Genomic DNA, 20,265 nt, shown 5'->3' with positions numbered 1-20,265 from the left:
GCTCGGGCGAGTCCCTCCCCCGCGGAATGGTCCACACAGATTCGGGCTTGTATCCAACAGTATGAACAGCGCATCCCCCGACCCCACCGACGGCGCCATCGCCGACGCGACCCCCGACCTCGCGGCCTTCCGGCAGACGTTCCGGCGGCACGCGGCCGGGGTGGCCATCATCACGGCCCAGCGGGAGGACGGCACGCCCGTCGGGTTCACCGCGACCTCGCTCGCCTCACTCGCCGCCGTCCCGCCGCTCGCGACGTTCAACATGGCGCTGTCCGCCTCGAGCTGGCCGGCGATCGCGGAGACCGATCGCGTCGTCATCCACACCCTCGGTGTGCGCAACCGTGAGGTCGCCCAGACGCTGTCCGGCGACAACAGCCAGCGGTTCCTCGGCGACCACTGGTACCGCGGCCCGCACGGCCTGCCGGTGATCAAGGACACGACGGCGTGGATGATCGGACGGATCGTCGACCGCGTGCAGGTGCACCAGAGCGCCGTCGTCATCGTGCAGATCGAACAGGGCGGACTCGGCGAGGACGACGCGCCGCTGGTCTACCACGAGCGCACCTACTGGCGTCCCGGCACCCCGGTCTGACCCGGCGCCCTCCGGACCCCGGTCAGACCAGGCAGTGCGGGCCCAGCAGGCCCTTCAGCTCGCCGTAGAGATCGGCGCTCACCGTCACCGGCTTCGGCACCTCGAACACGCGCGCGACCTGCCCCTTCACCAGCCGGAGACGCACCTCGCTCTCGCCCGGATGCCGCGCGAGCACCTCGCTCAACGACATGACCGTGTCGGTCGTCGCCCGCTGGTCGGGCATCGTGATGACGAGCGGACCGGAGTCGTTCGCCTGCCCGAGGTCGGGCGTCATCAGCGAGAACGCGTGCAGGTTCATCCCGTCGTCGCGCAGGCTCACCCGGCCGCGGACGACGACGATCGCGTCTCCCTGCAGCTGCGCCGAGTACTCCTGGTACGCCTTGCCCATGAACATCACGGTCAGCTCGCCGCCGAAGTCCTCGACCTGGATCATGCCGTACTGATTGCCCGACGCCTTCGCCACGCGATGCTGCACGCTCGTCACGAGGCCCGCGATCGTCACCGTCTCGCCGTCCTGGATGTTCTCCGACGCCACGAGCTCGGCGATCCCTGTGCTGGCGAGCTTCGCCAGCTGTAGTTCGAGGCCGGCGAGGGGATGGTCGGAGACGTACAGCCCGAGCATCTCGCGCTCGAACGCCAGCTTGTCGCGCTTCGCCCACTCCGGCCGCTGCGGGATGTGGTGCTGCGTCTGCGACACCTCGTCCTCGCCCCAGAGGCTGTCGAAGTCGAACCCGACGTCGCCGTTGGCCTCGTTGCGCTTGATCTTCACGGCCGATTCGACCGCATCCTCGTGCACCTCGACGAGCGCACGGCGGGTGTGGCCGAGCGAGTCGAACGCGCCCGCTTTGATCAGCGACTCCACCGTGCGCTTGTTCGCGGCGTGGATGGGCACCTTGTTCAGGAAGTCGTGGAACGACTCGAAGCGGCCCTTGCTCTCGCGCGCCTCGCGGACGCCCTCGACGACGTTGGCGCCCACGTTGCGGACGGCGCCCATGCCGAAGCGGATGTCCTCGCCGACGGCGGCGAAGTAGAGGTTGGACTCGTTGACGTCCGGCGGGAGCACCTTGATGCCCATGCGGCGGCACTCGTTGAGGTAGAGCGCCATCTTGTCCTTGGAGTCGCCGACGCTGGTGAGCAGCGCGGCCATGTACTCCGCCGGGTAGTGCGCCTTGAGGTACGCCGTCCAATACGAGATGACCCCGTAGGCCGCCGAGTGGGCTTTGTTGAACGCGTAGTCGGAGAACGGGAGCAGGATCTCCCACAGCTTGTTGACGGCGTCCATCGAGTAGCCGTTGGCCTGCATGCCCTGCGAGAAGCCCTCGAACTGCTTGTCCAGCTCCGACTTCTTCTTCTTGCCCATCGCGCGGCGCAGGATGTCTGCTTGACCGAGCGAGAAGCCGGCGACCTTCTGCGCGATCGCCATCACCTGCTCCTGGTAGATGATGAGGCCGTAACTGGTCGAGAGGATGTCGGCGAGCGGCTCGGCGAGCTCCGGGTGGATGGGCGTGATCGCCTGCTGCCCGTTCTTGCGGAGCGCGTAGTTGGTGTGCGAGTTCGCGCCCATCGGGCCCGGGCGGTACAGCGCGATGAGTGCCGAGATGTCCTCGAAGTTGTCCGGCTTCATCAGGCGCAGGAGGGACCGCATGGGGCCGCCGTCGAGCTGGAACACGCCCAGCGTGTCACCGCGCGAGAGCAGTTCGTAGGCGGGCCGGTCGTCGAGCTCCAGGTCTTCGAGCACCAGCTCTTCTCCGCGGTTGTCGCGGATGTTGTCGAGGGCGTCGTTGATGATGGTGAGGTTGCGGAGCCCCAGGAAGTCCATCTTGATCAGACCGAGCGACTCGCAGGCCGGATAGTCGAACTGCGTGACGATCTGGCCGTCCTGCTCCCGCTTCATGATCGGGATGACGTCGATCAGCGGGTCGGACGACATGATCACACCGGCGGCGTGCACACCCCATTGGCGCTTCAGGTTCTCGAGCCCGAGCGCCGTGTCGAAGACGGTCTTCGCCTCGGGGTCGGTCTCGACGACCGCCCGGATGTCGACGGCCTCCTTGTAGCGCGGGTGGTTCTTGTCGAAGATCCCGGTCAGCGGGATGTCCTTGCCCATGACGGGCGGGGGCATCGCCTTCGTGAGCTTCTCGCCCATCGAGAAGGGGAAGCCGAGGACGCGGCCCGAGTCCTTGAGCGCCTGCTTCGCCTTGATCGTGCCGTAGGTGACGATCTGGGCGACGCGCTCCGAGCCGTACTTCTCGGTCACGTACTTGATGACCTCGCCGCGGCGACGGTCGTCGAAGTCGACGTCGAAGTCGGGCATGGAGACGCGGTCGGGGTTGAGGAAGCGCTCGAAGATGAGGCCGTGCTGCAGCGGGTCGAGGTCGGTGATCCGCATCGCGTAGGCGGCCATCGAGCCGGCGCCGGAGCCACGGCCCGGACCGACGCGGATGCCGTTGCGCTTCGACCAGTTGATGAAGTCGGCGACGACGAGGAAGTAGCCCGGGAAGCCCATCTGCGAGATCACGCCGATCTCATAGTCCGCCTGCTTGCGCACCTCGGGCGTGATGCCGTTCGGGTAGCGCTGCTCGAGGCCCTTCTCGACCTCCTTGACGAACCAGGTCTGCTCGGTCTCGCCCTCGGGCACCGGGAAGCGCGGCATGTAGTTGGCCGCCGTGTCGAACTTCACGTCGCAGCGCTCGGCGATCGCGAGCGTGTTGTCGCAGGCGTCCGGATAGTCGCGGAACAGCTGCCGCATCTGCTCCGGGGTCTTCAGGTAGAACTCATCGGCGTCGAACTTGAAGCGGTTCGGGTCGTCGAGGGTCGAACCGGACTGCACGCACAGCAGCGCCGCGTGGCTCTTGGCGTCCTCCGCGTGCGTGTAGTGGAGGTCGTTGGTCGCCACGAGCGGGAGGCCGAGGTCTTTCGCCAGCCGGATGAGGTCGGACATGATCCGGCGCTCGATGCCGAGGCCGTGGTCCATGATCTCGGCGAAGAAGTTCTCCTTGCCGAAGATGTCGCGGTAGTCGGCCGCCGCGGCCCGTGCCGCCTCGTACTGCCCCAGCCGCAGGCGGGTCTGCACCTCGCCGGACGGGCACCCCGTCGTCGCGATGATGCCCTTGGAGTACTTGCTCAGCAGCTCGCGGTCCATGCGCGGCTTGAAGTAGTAGCCCTCCATCGAGGCGTACGACGACAGCCGGAAGAGGTTGTGCATCCCCTCGGTCGTCGCCGCGAGGAGCGTCATGTGCGTGTAGGCGCCCGACCCGGAGACGTCGTCGCCGCCGCCGTCGCCCCACCGGATGCGGGTCTTGTCGGAGCGGTGCGTACCCGGGGTGAGGTAGGCCTCCGTGCCGATGATCGGCTTGATCCCGGCGTCGGTCGCCGTGCGCCAGAAGTCGAACGCGCCGAACATGTTGCCGTGGTCGGTGATCGCGACGCCGGGCATTCCCTGGGCGGCCGCGGACTCCACCAAGGGTTTGACACGCGCCGCCCCGTCGAGCATCGAGTACTCGCTGTGGACGTGGAGGTGGACGAAGGAGTCGGACATCGATCTAAGCCTAAGGCCGTCCTCCGACGTCGGCCCTACGACTCTCGGAGGACGTCCAGAGCGTGCTGCAGGTCGGCGGGATACGTCGTCGTGAAGGTGACCCACTCCCCCGTCGCCGGGTGGTCGAACGAGAGCTGAACGGCGTGCAGCCACTGCCTGGTGAGGCCGAGCTTCGCGCTGAGGACGGGGTCGGCGCCGTACATCGCATCCCCCACACACGGGTGCCGCTGAGCGGCCATGTGGACGCGGATCTGGTGCGTGCGCCCGGTCTCCAGGTGGATCTCCAGCAGGCTGGCGGAGGGGAACGCCTCGATGGTCTCGTAGTGCGTCACGGAGGGCTTGCCGCCGGCGACGACCGCGAACTTCCAGTCGGATCGGGGATGCCGGCCGATCGGGGCGTCGATGGTGCCGGTCAGCGGGTCGGGGTGCCCCTGGACGACCGCGTGGTAGATCTTCTCGACCGTGCGGTCGTGGAAGGCGCGCTTCAGCACCGTGTAGGCGTGCTCCGACTTGGCCACGACCATGAGCCCGCTGGTGCCCGCGTCGAGCCGGTGGACGATGCCCGCTCGCTCGGCGGCGCCGGAGGTGGAGATGCGGAAACCCGCGGCGGCCAGGGCCCCGAGCACGGTCGGGCCCTCCCAGCCGACGGAGGGATGCGCAGCGACGCCGACGGGCTTGTCGATGACCACGATGTCGTCGTCATCATGGACGATCGTCAGCTCGGGGACCGCGATCGGCACGATCTCGACGTCGGACTTCGGCTGCCACGAGACCTCGAGCCAGGAGCCGGCGGAGAGGCGGTCGGACTTGCCCGCCTCGCGGCCGTCGACGGTGACCCCGCCGGCCTCGGCGATCTCGGCGGCGAAGCTCCGGGAGAAGCCAAGCAGCTTGGCGAGGCCCGCATCGACCCGCGAGCCCTCCAGGCCGTCCGGGACGGGGAAGCTGCGCGACTCCATCTAGGCCTGCGGTTTGTCGTCGTGCGGTTCGGGCGCGGGGCGAACGGTGTCAACGGCCGCTGCATCCGCGGCCTCAGCATCCGCATCCACGGCCTCCGCATCCACGTCGTCCGCATCCACCTCATCCTCGTCCTCGTCGCGCGCATGCCGGCCGTCGAGGCCGACACCACGGAGGGTGAGGATGAGGAAGAGCGCCATGCTCGACACGATGGCGACGTCCGCCAGGTTGAAGATCGCCGGCAGCAGCGGGATCTGCAGGAAGTCGACCACGTGGCCGACCCCGAAGCCCGGCTCGCGGAACAGGCGGTCGGTCAGGTTGCCGAGCAGGCCGCCCAGCAGGAGGCCGAACAGCACGGCCCAGGCGGTGGAGCGGATGCGCGGGGCGTACCAGATCACGAAGCCCAGGACCCCGACCCCGACGATGGAGAAGATCCACGTCGAGCCGCTGCCGATGGAGAAGGCCGCGCCGGCGTTCTTGACGAAATGGAACTGGAGCAGCTGCCCCAGGACCTCGATCTGCTGGCCCTCGTACAGGTTCGAGACGACCAGGACCTTGGCGATCTGATCGACGAGGTACACGCACAGCGCGACCACCGCCAGGACCGCCAAGGCCCTGATGCTGACCTTGGACCGGGAGGGACTAGCCTCCAAAGCCGGGGAACGCCGGGGGCTGCTGCCCCTGGCCGGAGTCGTCGGAGCCGCCCGCGGGGACCGGCGCCGGGACGGAGCCGCTCACGGGCGCCGCGGAACGGCTGCCGGACGCACCGCCGGGCTGGGCTCCGCCGCCCTGCACCGGAGCGTCGAGGTCGCGGAGCTGGCCCTCGATGTAGCTCTTGAGGCCCTTGCGGTAGTCGCGCTCGAACGTGCGCAGCTCGTCGATGCGGCGCTCGAGGCCGCTGCGCTCCTGGTCGAGGGCGCTGATCTGCGCGCGCTGCTTCGACTCGGCCTCTGCGACGATCCGGGCCGCCGTCGCGTGACCCTCGGCGATGAGCTGGTCGCGCTTCTCGACGCCCTCGCGCACGTGCTCCTCGTGGAGACGGCGGGCGAGCTGGAGCAGGTTGTTGGTGGCGTTGGGGTCGTTCGCGTCGTCCGCGGGCGCCTGGTAGGCCGGAGCGGCCTGCGCCTGCTGCTCGGCCTGCTGCTTCGCCTGCGCGGCCTCCTGCTGGGCCTGGGCGAGGCGCTGCTTGAGCTCCTCGTTCTCGCGCTGGAGGCGCTCGGTCTCGGCGTTGTCGGCCGCCTGCGGCGCTGCGGCGGCGACCGGGGCGGCACCGCCCTGACCGCCGCTGCGCTGCAGCTCGGCGATCCGCGAGTCGGCCGCCACGAGGCGCTGCTTGAGCTCTTCGTTCTCCTGGTTCAGGCGACGCAGCTCGACGACGACCTCATCGAGGAAGTCGTCGACCTCGTCCTGGTCGTAGCCCTCGCGGAACTTCGTCGGCTGGAACCGCTTGTTGACTACATCTTCCGGAGTCAGCGCCATGGCAAGCCACCTTAGATCGTGAAATTGGAACAGAAACGCGTTCAGCCAACGCTAGCAAAGCGGGCGGGAGTCGCGCACTCCAGCGCCTGTCCGGCGCGTCGGCTCGTCAACGATACAACGGGCCTTCCCCCGAACCGCGGACCGACGCTCAGCGGAATCCCAGGGTCACGTACAAGCCGATGATCACCACGAGCATGGTGAGGCTCCAGCCGAAGTCGATCGCCACCGGGCCCATCGAGACGCGCGGGATGATCCGGCGGAAGAAGCGGATAGGCGGATCGGTCACCACGTACGTCGACTCGGCGAGCACGAGCCCGAAGCCCCGCGGGCGCCACTGGCGCGCGAAGACGCGCACCAGATCGAGCACGAACCGGGCCCACAGAACGAAGAAGTAGAGCAGCAACGCATAGTAGAGGACGGTCGCGATGAGGGAGACGACAAACACCTTCCCAGTATGGACGAAAGCGCACCGCGTCCCCTGAGCGTCCGCAATGGACGACGAGGGAGGCGGTGCGCTTCGAGCGTCGACGGGCCGGAGCCCGCAGGTTCAGGCCTGGGCGAAGAAGGAGGCGTCGACCTCGGCGTCCTGGCCGCCGTGCTCGCCCGAGACGACGACGTGGCTGGGCGACAGCAGGAACACCTTCGGGGTGACCCGCTCGATCTTGCCGTAGAGGCCCTGCGAGAGGCCGCTGGCGAAGTCGATGAGGCGGCGGGCGTCGCCCTCGCTCATCTGCGAGAGGTTGATGATGACCGGGATGCCCTCCCGGAACGACTCGGCGATCGCCTGGGCGTCGCGGTACTGGCGGGGGTGGACCGTGAGGATCTCGTTCATTTCCTGTACCGATCCATTCCGTGCGGTGGACGACTTGCGCAGCGGCGTGACCGGAGCGCGACCGGCCGCGGGAGCGACCGGAGCGGGGTGGGGGACGGCCTGGACCGGCGACGGGGCCGGGGTGTGGACCGGTGCTTCGCGGCGCGGCTGGTGATGAGCCTGCTCCTGCGGCTGCTCCTCGAACTCCAGTTCCTCGTCGGCGAGGCCCAGGTAGACCATCGTCTTCTTCAGCGGGTTGGCCATGGTTCCTCCGTACAGACCTGCGCGTCGACGCCTCGCCACGCACTTCGAACTCTTCGTTTCGAGATTAACGAAGCTCCGGCCGATTCCCGGTAATGGCGGTCCCGATCCGAAGGTGTGTCGCGCCGGCCGCGATGGCTTCGCGGTAGTCCTGCGACATCCCCGCGGAGATCGACGCGGCCTCCGGCGCGAGGGTACGGACGCGGTCGGAGGCGGCACGGACCCGCTCGAAGGCGCTGGCCGGCGTCTCGCCGAGCGGGGCGACGGCCATGACGCCGAGCAGGTTGAGCCCGGGCGCGGCGAGCACGTGCTCCACCAGCGGTTCGAGGTCGCGGTCGGCGACACCGCCGCGCGCGGGGTCGTCGGTGAGGTTCAGCTGGACGAACACGTCCACATCCGGGTCGCCTTCGCCCTCGCGCGCGGCGAGGGCGTCGACGAGCGAGAACCGGTCGACCGAGTGGATGACGGACGCGTAGCGCCGCGCCTGCCGCGCCTTCTTGCTCTGCAGCTGGCCGACGAAATGCCAGGTGAGGTCGAGGTCGGCGAGCTCCGCCGCCTTCTCCTGCGCCTCCTGGTGGCGGTTCTCCCCCACGTCGTGCACGCCGAGCGCGCCCAGCTCGCGGACGAGCGAGGCCGGGTGGAACTTGGTCACCACGATCGTCGTCAGCTCGTCGGGCGAACGGCCGGCGGCCCGGGCGGCGTCGGCGACGCCCTCCCGGACCGCGGCGAGCCGCTCGGCCAGCGGACTACTTGAGGAAGTCGGGGATGTCGAGGTCGTCATTCTCGTCGTCGAACGCCGGGTCCTTCTGCTGGGCGGCCTCGGTGACCGGGCTCTCGCCGGTCTGCCAGGCGTCGGTCGTCACGGGCGCGGGGATCTCGCCGGCCTCGACCTCGGCGGAGGAGGCCACCTGGGACTCCTCGGAACCGGCCTCGATGTAGCTGGCGCGGCGCGCATCCACCGCGGCCGGCCGCGTGCTCGGCTCGCCGCCGTCGAATCCGGCCGCGATCACGGTCACGCGCACCTCGTCGCCGAGCGTGTCGTCGATGACCGCACCGAAGATGATGTTCGCCTCCGGGTGCACCGCCTCCTGCACCAGACGGGCGGCGTCGTTGATCTCGAAGATGCCGAGGTTCGATCCACCCTGGATCGAGAGCAGGACGCCGTGGGCGCCGTCGATGGACGCCTCCAGCAGCGGGGAGGCCACGGCCAGCTCCGCCGCCTTGATCGCCCGGTCGGCGCCACGGGAGGAGCCGATGCCCATGAGGGCGGAGCCGGCTCCCTGCATGACCGACTTGACGTCGGCGAAGTCGAGGTTGATGAGGCCGGGGGTCGTGATGAGGTCGGTGATGCCCTGGACACCGGCGAGGAGCACCTGGTCGGCGGTGGAGAACGCCTCCAGCATGCTGATGCCGCGGTCGCTGATCTCCAGCAGCCGGTCGTTCGGCACCACGATGAGGGTGTCGACCTCTTCCTTCAGGCGCTGCACGCCGGCCTCGGCCTGCTGCTGGCGGCGCTTGCCTTCGAAGGAGAACGGCTTGGTGACGACACCGATGGTCAGTGCGCCGATCGACTTCGCGATGCGCGCGACGACGGGTGCGCCACCGGTTCCGGTGCCGCCGCCCTCTCCCGCGGTGACGAAGACCATGTCGGCGCCCGCGAGGGCCTCCTCGATCTCCTCCGCGTGGTCCTCGGCGGCGCGACGGCCGACCTCGGGGTCCGCTCCGGCGCCGAGGCCGCGCGTGATCTCACGGCCGACGTCGAGCTTCACGTCGGCGTCGCTCATCAGCAGCGCCTGGGCGTCCGTGTTGATGGCGATGAACTCGACGCCGCGGAGGCCGAGCTCGATCATGCGGTTGACGGCGTTGACGCCGCCTCCGCCGATGCCGACGACCTTGATCACGGCGAGGTAGTTCTGTTGTGCTGTCACGTCCGGCCTCCACTGGAACCTTCAACCTCTAGCTGAGGCTTAAAGTCTTGCTGAGTATGCAATTCTCGATCCGACGTTAGGTGGGCCGGGCCGCCGCCCCGGTATCCGGTCAGGCGTGTCGGAAAAGTCGTGCCCAACCCGGTCATCCCGTCGTCACGCTGTGGGGCGAGGAGACGTCGTACCGCGACGATCCCGGCGCACTCTTCAGCAGGGCGCCCAGGTCCGCCGCCTTGAGCGACGAGTCCTCCGCGCTCCCCCAGACCACGGTCGCACCGTTGCCCCGGAGAGTGAAACTCACGTCGTCCTTCGTCTTGGCCGCGATGGTGTCGACCTGCGCCAGCACGTCGGCCGGGAGGGCGCTAAGGACGCTGGCCGCCGCCGCGAAGCCGGAGTCGGCATCCACGTCGGCCGCCCCGCCGCTCGCCGCGATCAGGGGGTACCCGTCCGGCCGCTTCTCGCTGCTCGAGATCGGCACCTTCGCTGCATCCACCAGCGTGTACGCGGCGCCCTGCTGGATGACGCCCACCGGCTGCCGCTCCACCACGCGCACGATGATCGAGTCGGGCGGGTGGCTCTCCACCGTGTAGCTGCGGATGAGCGGGAACGCGGCCAGGTCGCTCGAGATGCCGGCCTGGTCGAGCAGCGGCAGCGGGGTGCCGAGCTGATCCGACAGCTTCTTCTCGACGGCCTTCGCATCCAGCCGGGAGGTGCCGGTCACCTGGATGTGCTTCAGCGCGAGCAGCGGGGAGTACGCGATGAGCGCGACGGAGAGCACGAGCCCCGCCACGACGGCGCCGGCGGCCAGCCAGGCGATGCGGCGGCGGCGCGAGCGCTTGGTGAAGCGGCGCACCTCGCCCCGCTCGAGCCGCTTCCGCTCCCGGCGGGCCGCTCGCAGCGCCTTGTCGATCTCCCGGTTCGTGGGGAGCCGCGAGTACGGCGAGGTGTCCGTCGGGCGCTCCGCCCGGGGGGAACGCGCGGGTTCGGCGTCAACGGGCTGCGCGGCCGAGGGATCGGCGATCACCGGGATGGGCTCGGTCACCGTGCCGACGCCGCGCGCGGGCGCGGACTCCAGCCGCTGCTCGTCGCGCGCCTCCGGCTCGTGCCGCATCGGCGCGGGCGCGGACGCCGGCACCTCCTGCCGGTCGAAACCCTGGGGACGCTTCACCGAGCGGCCCGCTAAGCGCTGGGCGCGTCCGGGTGCTCCCGGCGCAGCGAGTCGAGCAACTGGGGCACGATGCGGTACACATCGCCGCAGCCGAGGGTGATCACGAAGTCGCCCTCCCGGGCGATATGAGCGGTGTGGTCGGCGGCCTGCTGCCAGTCGGCGATGAAGGCCACCCGCTCGGGATGCTCGAAGCGGTCGGCGACGAGCGCTCCGGTCACTCCGGGCTCCGGGTCTTCGCGCGCTCCGTACACGTCGAGCACGACGGTCTCGTCGGCGTAGCGCTCGAGCGTCTCGGCGAACTCCTGCGCGAACAGACGCGTCCGGCTGTACAGGTGCGGCTGGTGGACGGCGATGATGCGTCCGTCTCCGACAACCGTGCGGGCGGCGGAGAGCGCGGCGGCGACCTCGGTCGGGTGGTGCGCGTAGTCGTCGTAGACGCTGACGCCTCCCACCGTGCCGTGCAGCTCGAAGCGGCGCTCGGTGCCGCCGAACTCGGCGATGGCGGCGAGGGATGCGGCCGGGTCGAATCCGAGGCCGGTCAGCACGGCGAAGGCGCCGCCGGCGTTGATGGCGTTGTGCCGCCCGGGCACGCGCAGCCGCGCGGAGTAGTCCTCGCCCTGGTAGCGCAGAGAGAACGAGACGGGGCCGTCGGTCACGATGGAGTGGACGCGGACGTCGGCGTCCTCCGCCTCGCCGAACGTGACGACCCGCTTGTCCGGCGCCTGCTCGCGCAGCCGGCCGGTCACGTGCAGGGCGCCCACGTCGTCGGACGAGACGACGACGAACTCGTCCGCTTCGCGGGCGAACGACACGAAGGCGTCCTCGAACGCCTCCAGCGAACCGTAGTGGTCGAGGTGGTCGGGGTCGACGTTGGTGATCAGGGCGACGGCCGTGTCGTAAAGCAGGAACGAGCCGTCCGACTCGTCTGCCTCGACGACGAACAGCTCGCCGGTGCCGGTCTTGGAGCTCGTGCCGAGGGAGGCGATGACGCCGCCGTTCACGAAGCTCGGGTCCTCGCCGAGGCCCAGCAGCCCGGTGATGATCATGCCGGTGGAGGTCGTCTTGCCGTGCGCGCCGGCCACGGCGACCAGCCGCGAGCGGTTGATCAGCCAGGCGAGGGCCTGCGACCGGTGCAGCACCGGGAGTCTCTTGGAGAGCGCCAGCTGGTACTCCGGGTTGTCCTGCCAGAGGGCGCCGGTGACGACCAGCGTGTCGGCGTCGCCGACGTTGGCGGCGTCGTGTCCGATGGCGATCGTCGCGCCGAGGTTCCGCAGGGTGTCGATGTTCGCGGAGTGCCGCACATCCGATCCGGTCACGGTGTAGCCGGCCTCGAGGAACAGGCGGGCGATGCCGCTCATCCCGGAACCGCCTATGCCGACGAAGTGGAGCTTTCCGAGCTCCTCCGGGAGGGCGAGGGTCAGGTCGGGCTTGATCGTCACAGGTACAGCTTTCGGTTACGCGAGAGGGACTCCATCCAGTATGAGGCTACGCGGCGACCCTGCGGATCGGCCCGAGGCTCACCGGAGTGGAGCTGTCAGAGGGCCGAGCGGATGAGGGCGACCATGCGGTCGGAGCCGTCGCGGACCCCGACCGACGCGGCCCGGCGCGCCATCTCGGCAACACGGGCACGGTCGGACAGCAGCGGAAGCAGCTCGCCGTCCACCCAGTCCGGAGCGAAGGCGGCATCGTCGACGAGCACGCCGCCTCCCGCCTCGACAACCCCGGCCGCGTTGAACCGCTGCTCGCCGTTGCCGATCGGGAAGGGAACGTACACCGCCGGGATGCCCAGCGCGGCGAACTCGCACACCGTCGCGGCGCCCGCGCGGGCGACGGCGACGTCGGTCAGGGCGAAGGCGAGATCCATGCGGTCGCAGTAGTCGAGCAGCCGGTAGTGCTCGATGCCGGGGTCCGTCAGCTCGCCGCGGCCGCCCTGGATGTGCAGCACCTGCCAGCCGGCAGCCGTCAGCTCGGCGGCGCGTGCGAAAACGGTCTGGTTGATCCGGCGCGCGCCGAGCGAGCCGCCTGTGACGAGCAGCGTCGGGCGTTCGGGGTCGAGCCCGAACTCGGCCGCGGCCTGTGGGCGGACGGCGGCCGCATCCAGCTGCTCGATCTCCACCCGCAGCGGCATCCCGACGAAGGTGGGATGCGGCAGCGGCGTGCCCTCGAACGCCACGCCGACCCACGGCGTGTACCGGGCACCGAGCCGGTTCGCGAGGCCCGGCCGCGCGTTCGCCTCGTGCAGGACGAGCGGGACGCCCTCGCGCCGGGCCGCCGAGTAGGCCGGGGCCGCGGCGTAGCCGCCGAAGCCGACGACGGCGTCGATCCCGCGGTCGCGGATCAGGGCGCGGACGGTCGCGATGCTGCGCCGGTACTCGCCAGGGAAGCGCAGCGCGGCCGCGTTCGGGCGGCGCGGGAACGGGAGCTTCGGGATGGTCGCGAGCTCGTAGCCTCGCTGCGGGACCAGACGCGCCTCGAGCCCCTCCTTCGTCCCGAGAACCAGCACCTCGGCATCCGGCTGGTCACGGCGCAGACGGTCGGCGACGGCGAGCAGGGGGTTCACGTGGCCGGCGGTGCCCCCGCCGGCGAGAAGGTACCGCGTCATGCCCGCGGACCCGCCGAACCGGTCTCGGAGGCGGCCTGGGAGTCACGGTGAGACTGCCGGGCGAACGACAGCACGATTCCGATGGCGATCATGGAACTGATCATCGCAGTCCCTCCCGCAGAGATCAGTGGGAGCGGGACGCCCAGCACCGGGATCACCCCCAGAACCACGGCGATGTTGACGAACGCCTGGCCGATCAGCCACACCATGATGGCCGCCGTCGTCACCCGCGCGAACGGGTCGGTCGACGCGTGGATGATGCGCAGGAAGACGACCGCGAGCATCACGAAGAGCAGGAGCACGACGACCGCGCCGATGAGGCCGAGCTCCTCGCCGATGATCGCGAAGATGAAGTCGGTGTCGGCGGCGGGCAGCCACGACCACTTGGAGTGCGAGTTGCCGAGTCCGACCCCGAAGACGCCCCCGGAGGCGAGCGCGTAGAAGCCGTTCTTGATCTGCCAGTCCACGTCCGGGTTCGCGACGCTCGTCCCGCCGAAGTAGGCGGCGATGCGGCCGACACGGCTGGCGCTCGACAGCGCGACCATGACAGCGAGCGCGCCGACGGCGACGACACCGGTGAGGAGGTAGCGGAGACGCACGCCTGCGAAGTACAGGGCGCCGAGGATGAGCGCCGCCATGATCATGGTCGTGCCCAGGTCGCCGCCGAGCAGCACGAGCGCCACCGCGCCACCCGCGATGGGGACGACGGGGACGGCGACGTGCTTCCACTGGTCGAGCACATCCCGCTTGCGCGCAAGGACGACGCCCAGCCAGACGACGAGCGCGAGCTTGATCGCCTCCGACGGCTGGGCCGTGACCGAGCCGATGCGCAGCCAGTTGCGGTTGCCGCCGATCTCGACGCCGAGCGGGGTGAGCAGCACGAGCAGCTGCAGGAAGCAGGCGGCGCCGAGGAAGAACCAGATCGTCTTCTTCCAGAACCCGCGTGGGATGCGCGAGACGAGGAACATCAGCGGCAGGCCGACCAGCGTGTACGCGCCCTGCGACCAGAAGCGGGAGAAGAAGTTGTCGTCGTCGTTGTGCGCCTCCACCGAGGAGGAGGACAGCACCATGACGAGGCCGAACACGACCATGAACAGCGTGATTCCGAGCAGGAGGAAGTAGTTGGCCGATTCGGACGTCATCCCCCGGCCCAGCTGGATGCGGGTGGTCAGCGCACCGATGCGTGCGGCGGCGCTGGGGCGGGACGCGGCCGACGGAGCAGCGCTCTGCTGAGACCGGGCGCTCGGACGCTCAGTCCTGCGCGTCGGGACGCGGGGCGGACTCGTCATCCGCCTCACCTCCCAAATACTCGTTCACGGCCGACTGGAAGCGGCGGCCTCGTTCTGCGTAGTCGGCGAACTGGTCCATCGATGCCGCCGCCGGAGCGAGCAGCACGGTGTCTCCTTCGTGCGCGAGACCACCGGCCAGCCGAACCGCCGTCGGCATGACCTCATCAGTCTCGTCGGCGACGACCTCCAGCACCGGAAGGTCCGGCGCGTGTCGCCGGAATGCGGCGAGGAGCGCCTCCCGGTCGACGCCGATGAGCACAGCGCCGCGGAGGCGGCCGACATGTCGGCCGACCAGCGCATCCACGTCGACACCCTTGAGCAGGCCGCCGACCAGCCACACCACGGAGGGGTAGGCGCGGAGGGATGCGTCGGCCGCATGTGGGTTCGTGGCCTTCGAGTCGTCCACCCAGTTCACGCCGGCCTGGACGCGCACCAGCTCGATACGGTGGGCGTCGAGCCGGAAGGCCGTGAGAACGTCGCGGATGACCTGTGGGGCGACACCGTACGACCGCGCGAGCGCGCTGGCGGCGAGGATGTTCGCGACGACGTGCGGCGCCGAGAGCCCGGCCTCCTGCAGCTCGTCGAGAGTGGTCAGCTCGAGCGCCGCGTTCGCTCGGTCGTCGAGGAAGGCGCGGTCGCAGAGGATCCCGTCCACGATCCCGAAGTCGCTCGGGCCGGGCACGCCGAGGCCGAAGCCGATGGCGCGTGCGCCCTCGGTGACCTCCGCCTCCTCCACCATGTGCAGGGTGTTCTCGTCGGCCTTGTTGTAGACGCAGGCGACGCGGGTGTTGTCGTACACCTTCGCTTTGGCGGCGATGTACGCCTCGAGCGAGCCGTGCCAGTCGAGGTGGTCGTCGGCGATGTTGAGGCACGCCGCCGAGAACGGCGACAGCTCGCCGCCGACGTTCCGGTTGACCCAGTGCAGCTGGTAGCTGGAGAGCTCGACCACGAGGACATCGAATCCCTCGGGATCGCGGATGGCGTCGAGGACGGGGACGCCGATGTTGCCGCACGGTGCGACGCGGTTGCCTCCGGCGAGGATCATCGTCGCGGTGAGCTGCACGGTGGTCGTCTTGCCGTTGGTGCCGGTGACGCAGATCCAGTCGGCGGGGCCTTCGGCGCCATCGGGACGGGCGACCTTGTCGCGCAGACGCCAGGCGAGCTCGATGTCGCCCCACACGGCCGTGCCGCGCTGCTCCGCCCAGAGCAGGAGGGGGTGATCCCAGTGGAAGCCCGGCGAGGCGATGACCAGGTCAGGGTCGAACGCGACGAGACGCTCCGGCGGCGCGGTGAGGTCGGGCTCCTCGAGGAGCTCGGCGCCGATGACCTCCAACAGCATCCGCCGCTCGTCGTCGGCCTTCGCCGCGACGACCAGCACGTCGGCTCCCAGCTCGACGAGGGTGTCCGCGACCGAGAAGCCGGTGACGCCCAGGCCGTACACGGCGACCCGCAGGCCGCTCCAATCGTGGTGCCAGCTGGTCAGAGCGGCCAGGCGCTCCGCCAGGGCGTCGCCCGCGCGGGCGGTGTCGTCGGAATCGGTCACGTCGCCAGCCACTCCAGGTAGAAGGACCCGACGCCGGCGGCGACGAGGAGTCCGCCGATGATCCAGAACCGTACGACGACCGTCACCTCCGCCCATCCCTTCAGCTCGAAGTGATGGTGGATGGGGCTCATCAGGAAGATGCGTTTGCCGTGCGTGAGCTTGAAGTACGCCCGCTGCACGATCACCGACCCGGCCTCGATGACGAAGATGCCGCCGATGAGGATGAGCAGCAGCTCGGTGCGGCTCAGGATGGCGAGGGCCGCGACCGCGCCGCCGAGCGCCAGCGAGCCGGTGTCGCCGAGGAAGATCTGCGCGGGCGAGGTGTTCCACCAGAGGAAGCCGACGACCGCGCCGACGATCGCCGTCGCGACGATCGCGAGATCGAACGGATCGCGCACGTCGTAGCATTTCGCGACGTTCTCGGGGTTCAGGTTGATGCTCGCGCACGACTGGATCGACTGCCAGAACCCGATGATGATGTAGGCGCCGATCGCGAGGATGGACGCGCCGGAGGCGAGCCCGTCGAGGCCGTCCGTGACGTTCACACCGTTCGATGTCGCCGCGACCAGGAAGTTGATCCAGATCAGGTAGAGGCCGTAACCGACGATCACGCCGATGGCGCCGTACCGGGTGATCTCGCCGAAGTCGATCGCCGGCAGGTCGCGGATGAAGGACACCGTCATCGTCGCCGGCGTGTAGCCGTTGCCGTTCGGGAAGCGGATCGCGAGGAAGGCCCAGACGGTGGCGACGATGACCTGGCCGGCCACCTTGGCCCAGCCGGTGAGACCGAGGCTGCGCTCGCGCCGCGTCTTCAGGAAGTCGTCGATGAACCCGACGACGCCCAGGCCGACCATGAGGAACAGCACGAGGAGCGCCGAGACGCTCGTCTCGTCCCCCGTCAGCAGGAGGGCCGTGAAGTAGCCGAACAGGGTGCCGAGGATGACGACGATGCCGCCCATGGTCGCCGTGCCGCGCTTCGCGTGGTGGCTCTGCGGTCCGTCGTCGCGGATGAACTGTCCCCACTGCAGCCGGCGGAAGAGCCGGATGAAGAGCGGGGTCAGGAAGAGCGTGAACGCCATCGACAGCGCACCGGATGTCAGCAGGGCTCTCACGAGAACGATTCTCCCAGTCGGTCGCCCAGGAAGCGCAGTCCGGCCGAGTTGGAGGACTTCACGAGCACCGTGTCGCCGGGACGCAGAGCGCCCCGGAGGTGCTCGAACGCGGCGTCCTGCGTGTCGAAGTACAGGGATTCGCCATCCCAGGAGCCCTCGTTGATGGCGGAGATGTGCATCCGGCGCGCCGCCGGTCCGACGATCACGAGCTGATCGATGCCGAGCCGGACGGCCAGCAGGCCGATGCGGTCGTGCTCCTCGCCGGAGAACTCCCCCAGCTCGCTCATCTCGCCGAGGACGGCGATCGTGCGGCCGTCCGGTTCGGCGATCTGCGCCAGGGTCTTGATCGCTGCGGCCATGGAGTCCGGGCTCGCGTTGTAGGCGTCGTTGATGACCGTCACGTCGCTGCCGCCCATGACCTCCATCCGCCAGCGCTCCGCCGTCTCCACGGTCTGGAGCGCGGACACGATGGTGTCGATGTCGACGTCGAGCACGTACGCGGAGGCGGCGGCGGCCAGGGCGTTCATGACGTGGTGCTCGCCGAGCACCTGGAACCGCACCGGGCGCGACTGCGCCTCGGTGCCAGGACCCTCGGCCCCGTTCCGGGGCGGCAGGTGGAGCGTGAACGACGTGCCCCTCCGGTCCGAGACGACGTCGGTCGCGCGCACGTCGGCGCGCTCGTCCAGGCCGAACCAGAGCACGCGGGCGACGGTCTTGTCCGCCATCGTGGCGACGCGCGGATCGTCCATGTTCAGGACGGCGACGTCGGACTCCAGCAGGTCGGTGACCATCTCGGTCTTCGCCTGCAGGGTCTTCTCGATGCCGCCGAACTCGCCGGCGTGCGCGAGGCCGACCTTGAGGACGACTCCGACGTCCGGGCGCGCCATGCGCACCAGGCGGGCGATCTCGCCGATTCCGCTCGCGCCCATCTCGGCGACGAGGAACTGCGTCTCCTCGGTCACCTGGAGCATGGTCACGGGTGCGCCCACCTCGTTGTTGAAGGAGGCGCGCGGCGCGATCGTCGGTCCGACCTGCTCGAGCACGGCGCGGAGCAGGTTCTTGGTCGTGGTCTTGCCGTTGGACCCGGTGATGCCGACGATCTTGAGCAGTCCGAGCGCCCGGACCCGGGCGATGACCTCAGTGGCGAGGTCGCCGAGGGCGACCACGGTGTCCTCAACCAGCAGCTGCGGGACGGGCAGCTCGAGTGGATGGTCGACGACGACGAGCGCGGCGCCCGCCTCGACCGCCTGCGGGGCGAAGAGGTGGCCGTCGGTCACATCCCCCGGCTTCGCGAAGAAGATGCTGCCGGGGACGACCTCGCGCGAGTCGGTCGTGGACAGTCCGGAGACGACCGTCTCCGGGGAGACGTGGGTGCCGTCGAGCAGCAGGGTGCCGCGGGTGGCCTCGGCGATCTCGGCCAGGGTGAGGGCGATCATCTACAGCCACCCGGCCTCTCGCAGCGCGAGGCGCACATCGTCGCGGGCCGAGTACGGCAGACGCTGTCCGGCGACCTCCTGGTAGTCCTCGTGGCCGGGACCGGCGTACAGGACCACGTCGCCCTCGTCGGCCAGGGACAGCGCGGTGCGGAACGCGGCGCGCGGGTCGGGCACCTCGTACAGCTCGAGGTCGGGGACGGCGCTGCGCGCTCCGTCGAGGAGGGCGGCACGGATGCTCGCCGGGTCCTCCCAGCGCGGGTGGAAGTCGGTGATGACCACGGCGTCCGACCCGCGGGCCGCGATGGCCCCCATGTCGGTGCGCTTCGTGGTGTCGCGGTCGCCGTCGGCGCCGAACACCATGACGATGCGGCCGTCGGTCACCTTGCGCAGTGCGCTCAGCGTCGAGAGGAACGCGTCGGGGCTGTGGCCGTAGTCGATGAAGACGACGGGGCCGCGATCGCCCGACAGCCGCTCTGCACGGCCTGGGATGTACGCGTCGATCCCGCCGTCGCGCTCCAGCGCCGCTCCGATCGCGTCGAGGTCGTACCCCGACTCGACCAGCATGACGATGGCGAGCGCCGCGTTCGCCGCGTTGTAGGCGCCGAGCAGCGGGATGCTGGTCTCCAGCCGGCGTCCGTCCGGGCCTTCGAGCGCGAACGACGTCCGGGTGAGCGTCTCCTCGAGCACGGTGAGCAGCCACTCGGAGTCGGCCCCCGGCGAACTGGACAGCGTGGCGACCGGGATGCGCGACTGCTCGACCAGGGCGCGGCCCCAGTCGGAATCGACCGTGACGACGCCGCGTCGGGCGCGGTCGGGCTGGAAGAGCTCGAGCTTCGCGGCGAAGTAGTCGTCCATCGCGGCGTAGTCGTCGAGGTGGTCGTGACTGAGGTTGGTGAAGCCGACGACGTCGAACACGATCCCGTCGACGCGGTGGCGAGTCAGAGCCTGCGCCGACACCTCGATGGCGACGGCGCGGACGCCCTCCTCGCGCATCCGGGCGAGCAGCGCGTGGAGCTCGCTCGCCTCCGGCGTGGTCAGCTTGCTCGTGATCGCCGTGTCGCCGATGCGGCGCTCCGCCGTCGAACTGAGGCCGGAGACGACTCCGAGCTGCCCGAGGATGGCGTTGAGCAGGTACACGACGCTGGTCTTGCCGTTGGTGCCGGTGACGCCGAACAGGGTCGCCGAGTTCTCGTCGGTGCGGTAGATCCAGGCGGAGACCGCGCCGAGCGCGGCCCGGGGCTCCGGCGTGACGATGACCGGGAGGCCGGACTCGGCCGCGAGGGCCGCACCCTCCTCGTCGGTGAGCACGGCGACGGCTCCCGCCTCCGCCGCGGCGGTCGCGTACGTCGCGCCGTGTGCGTTGCGGCCGGGCACGCCGACATAGAGGTCACCGGGTTCGACGGCGGAGCTCGCGAGAGCCGCACCGGTCACCTCGACCCCGTCGAGGTCGCCGCGGCAATCCAGCCCGAACTCCGCTACCAGCTGGGCGAGCGGGCGGGCGACGGGATGCTCGGGGCGCAGTGAAGAGGGCGCCGGTCCTGTCACGTGGCTCACT

The 20,265-nt window shown here is 69.9% G+C and carries 17 protein-coding genes; 1 reads left to right on the top strand and 16 read right to left on the bottom strand.

The window, feature by feature from the left end; all coding sequences use genetic code 11:
* The first annotated feature begins 61 nt into the window (after positions 1-61).
* Complete coding sequence (locus H284_RS0118445; protein WP_020077381.1) at positions 62-592, top strand: flavin reductase family protein; 531 nt, start codon at positions 62-64, stop codon at positions 590-592.
* 22 nt (positions 593-614) lie between these two features.
* On the opposite strand, the gene dnaE is transcribed toward H284_RS0118445, so the two are convergent.
* The 16 genes from dnaE to H284_RS0118365 all read right to left on the bottom strand — a co-directional run bounded on the left by dnaE (position 615) and on the right by H284_RS0118365 (position 20,255).
* Positions 615-4,130, bottom strand: coding sequence for a DNA polymerase III subunit alpha (gene dnaE, locus H284_RS0118440; protein ID WP_020077380.1), 3,516 nt, complete (start codon positions 4,128-4,130; stop codon positions 615-617).
* Positions 4,131-4,165: 35 nt separating this feature from the next.
* Entirely contained in the window at positions 4,166-5,086 is a 921-nt protein-coding gene (locus tag H284_RS0118435; protein ID WP_020077379.1) for an RluA family pseudouridine synthase, read from the bottom strand.
* Complete coding sequence (lspA, locus tag H284_RS0118430; protein WP_020077378.1) at positions 5,087-5,695, bottom strand: signal peptidase II; 609 nt, start codon at positions 5,693-5,695, stop codon at positions 5,087-5,089.
* Between the two features lie 31 nt (positions 5,696-5,726).
* Positions 5,727-6,563, bottom strand: coding sequence for a DivIVA domain-containing protein (locus tag H284_RS21235; RefSeq protein WP_020077377.1), 837 nt, complete (start codon positions 6,561-6,563; stop codon positions 5,727-5,729).
* A 148-nt stretch (positions 6,564-6,711) separates the two neighbouring features.
* Positions 6,712-7,008 (bottom strand): YggT family protein, encoded by a 297-nt coding sequence (locus H284_RS0118420; protein ID WP_018191359.1) that lies wholly within the window; start codon positions 7,006-7,008, stop codon positions 6,712-6,714.
* A 102-nt stretch (positions 7,009-7,110) separates the two neighbouring features.
* Positions 7,111-7,638: a cell division protein SepF gene (locus tag H284_RS0118415; RefSeq protein WP_020077376.1), complete on the bottom strand. Its 528-nt coding sequence runs from the start codon at positions 7,636-7,638 to the stop codon at positions 7,111-7,113.
* Positions 7,639-7,702: 64 nt separating this feature from the next.
* Positions 7,703-8,416, bottom strand: coding sequence for a YggS family pyridoxal phosphate-dependent enzyme (locus tag H284_RS0118410; protein WP_020077375.1), 714 nt, complete (start codon positions 8,414-8,416; stop codon positions 7,703-7,705).
* Complete coding sequence (ftsZ, locus tag H284_RS0118405; RefSeq protein WP_018191362.1) at positions 8,382-9,563, bottom strand: cell division protein FtsZ; 1,182 nt, start codon at positions 9,561-9,563, stop codon at positions 8,382-8,384. Before ftsZ ends, H284_RS0118410 begins: the two co-directional genes overlap by 35 nt.
* A 142-nt stretch (positions 9,564-9,705) precedes the next feature.
* Positions 9,706-10,728 carry an FtsQ-type POTRA domain-containing protein gene (locus tag H284_RS0118400; protein ID WP_155885518.1) on the bottom strand — a complete coding sequence of 341 codons (1,023 nt, stop codon included), beginning with the start codon at positions 10,726-10,728 and terminating at the stop codon, positions 9,706-9,708.
* A gap of 11 nt (positions 10,729-10,739) precedes the next feature.
* Positions 10,740-12,167 carry a UDP-N-acetylmuramate--L-alanine ligase gene (gene murC / locus H284_RS0118395; protein WP_020077373.1) on the bottom strand — a complete coding sequence of 476 codons (1,428 nt, stop codon included), beginning with the start codon at positions 12,165-12,167 and terminating at the stop codon, positions 10,740-10,742.
* 95 nt (positions 12,168-12,262) lie between these two features.
* Positions 12,263-13,330, bottom strand: coding sequence for a UDP-N-acetylglucosamine--N-acetylmuramyl-(pentapeptide) pyrophosphoryl-undecaprenol N-acetylglucosamine transferase (locus H284_RS0118390; RefSeq protein ID WP_020077372.1), 1,068 nt, complete (start codon positions 13,328-13,330; stop codon positions 12,263-12,265).
* Positions 13,327-14,619, bottom strand: coding sequence for a putative lipid II flippase FtsW (gene ftsW, locus H284_RS0118385; RefSeq protein WP_018191366.1), 1,293 nt, complete (start codon positions 14,617-14,619; stop codon positions 13,327-13,329). Before ftsW ends, H284_RS0118390 begins: the two co-directional genes overlap by 4 nt.
* Complete coding sequence (murD, locus tag H284_RS0118380; RefSeq protein WP_020077371.1) at positions 14,582-16,162, bottom strand: UDP-N-acetylmuramoyl-L-alanine--D-glutamate ligase; 1,581 nt, start codon at positions 16,160-16,162, stop codon at positions 14,582-14,584. Before murD ends, ftsW begins: the two co-directional genes overlap by 38 nt.
* Positions 16,159-17,274, bottom strand: a complete 1,116-nt coding sequence (gene mraY / locus H284_RS0118375) for a phospho-N-acetylmuramoyl-pentapeptide-transferase (RefSeq protein ID WP_018191368.1) — start codon at positions 17,272-17,274, stop codon at positions 16,159-16,161. Before mraY ends, murD begins: the two co-directional genes overlap by 4 nt.
* Entirely contained in the window at positions 17,271-18,710 is a 1,440-nt protein-coding gene (locus H284_RS0118370) for a UDP-N-acetylmuramoyl-tripeptide--D-alanyl-D-alanine ligase (protein WP_020077370.1), read from the bottom strand. Before H284_RS0118370 ends, mraY begins: the two co-directional genes overlap by 4 nt.
* Positions 18,711-20,255 carry a Mur ligase family protein gene (locus H284_RS0118365; RefSeq protein ID WP_018191370.1) on the bottom strand — a complete coding sequence of 515 codons (1,545 nt, stop codon included), beginning with the start codon at positions 20,253-20,255 and terminating at the stop codon, positions 18,711-18,713. It lies immediately after the preceding gene.
* Positions 20,256-20,265: the final 10 nt, after the last annotated feature.

Origin of the sequence: Cryocola sp. 340MFSha3.1 (assembly GCF_000383315.1) — a bacterium.
Classification (GTDB): Bacteria; Actinomycetota; Actinomycetes; order Actinomycetales; family Microbacteriaceae; genus Leifsonia.
The sequence above is the reverse complement of the archived record's forward strand: the minus strand, read 5'-3'. Positions and strand labels throughout refer to the sequence as shown.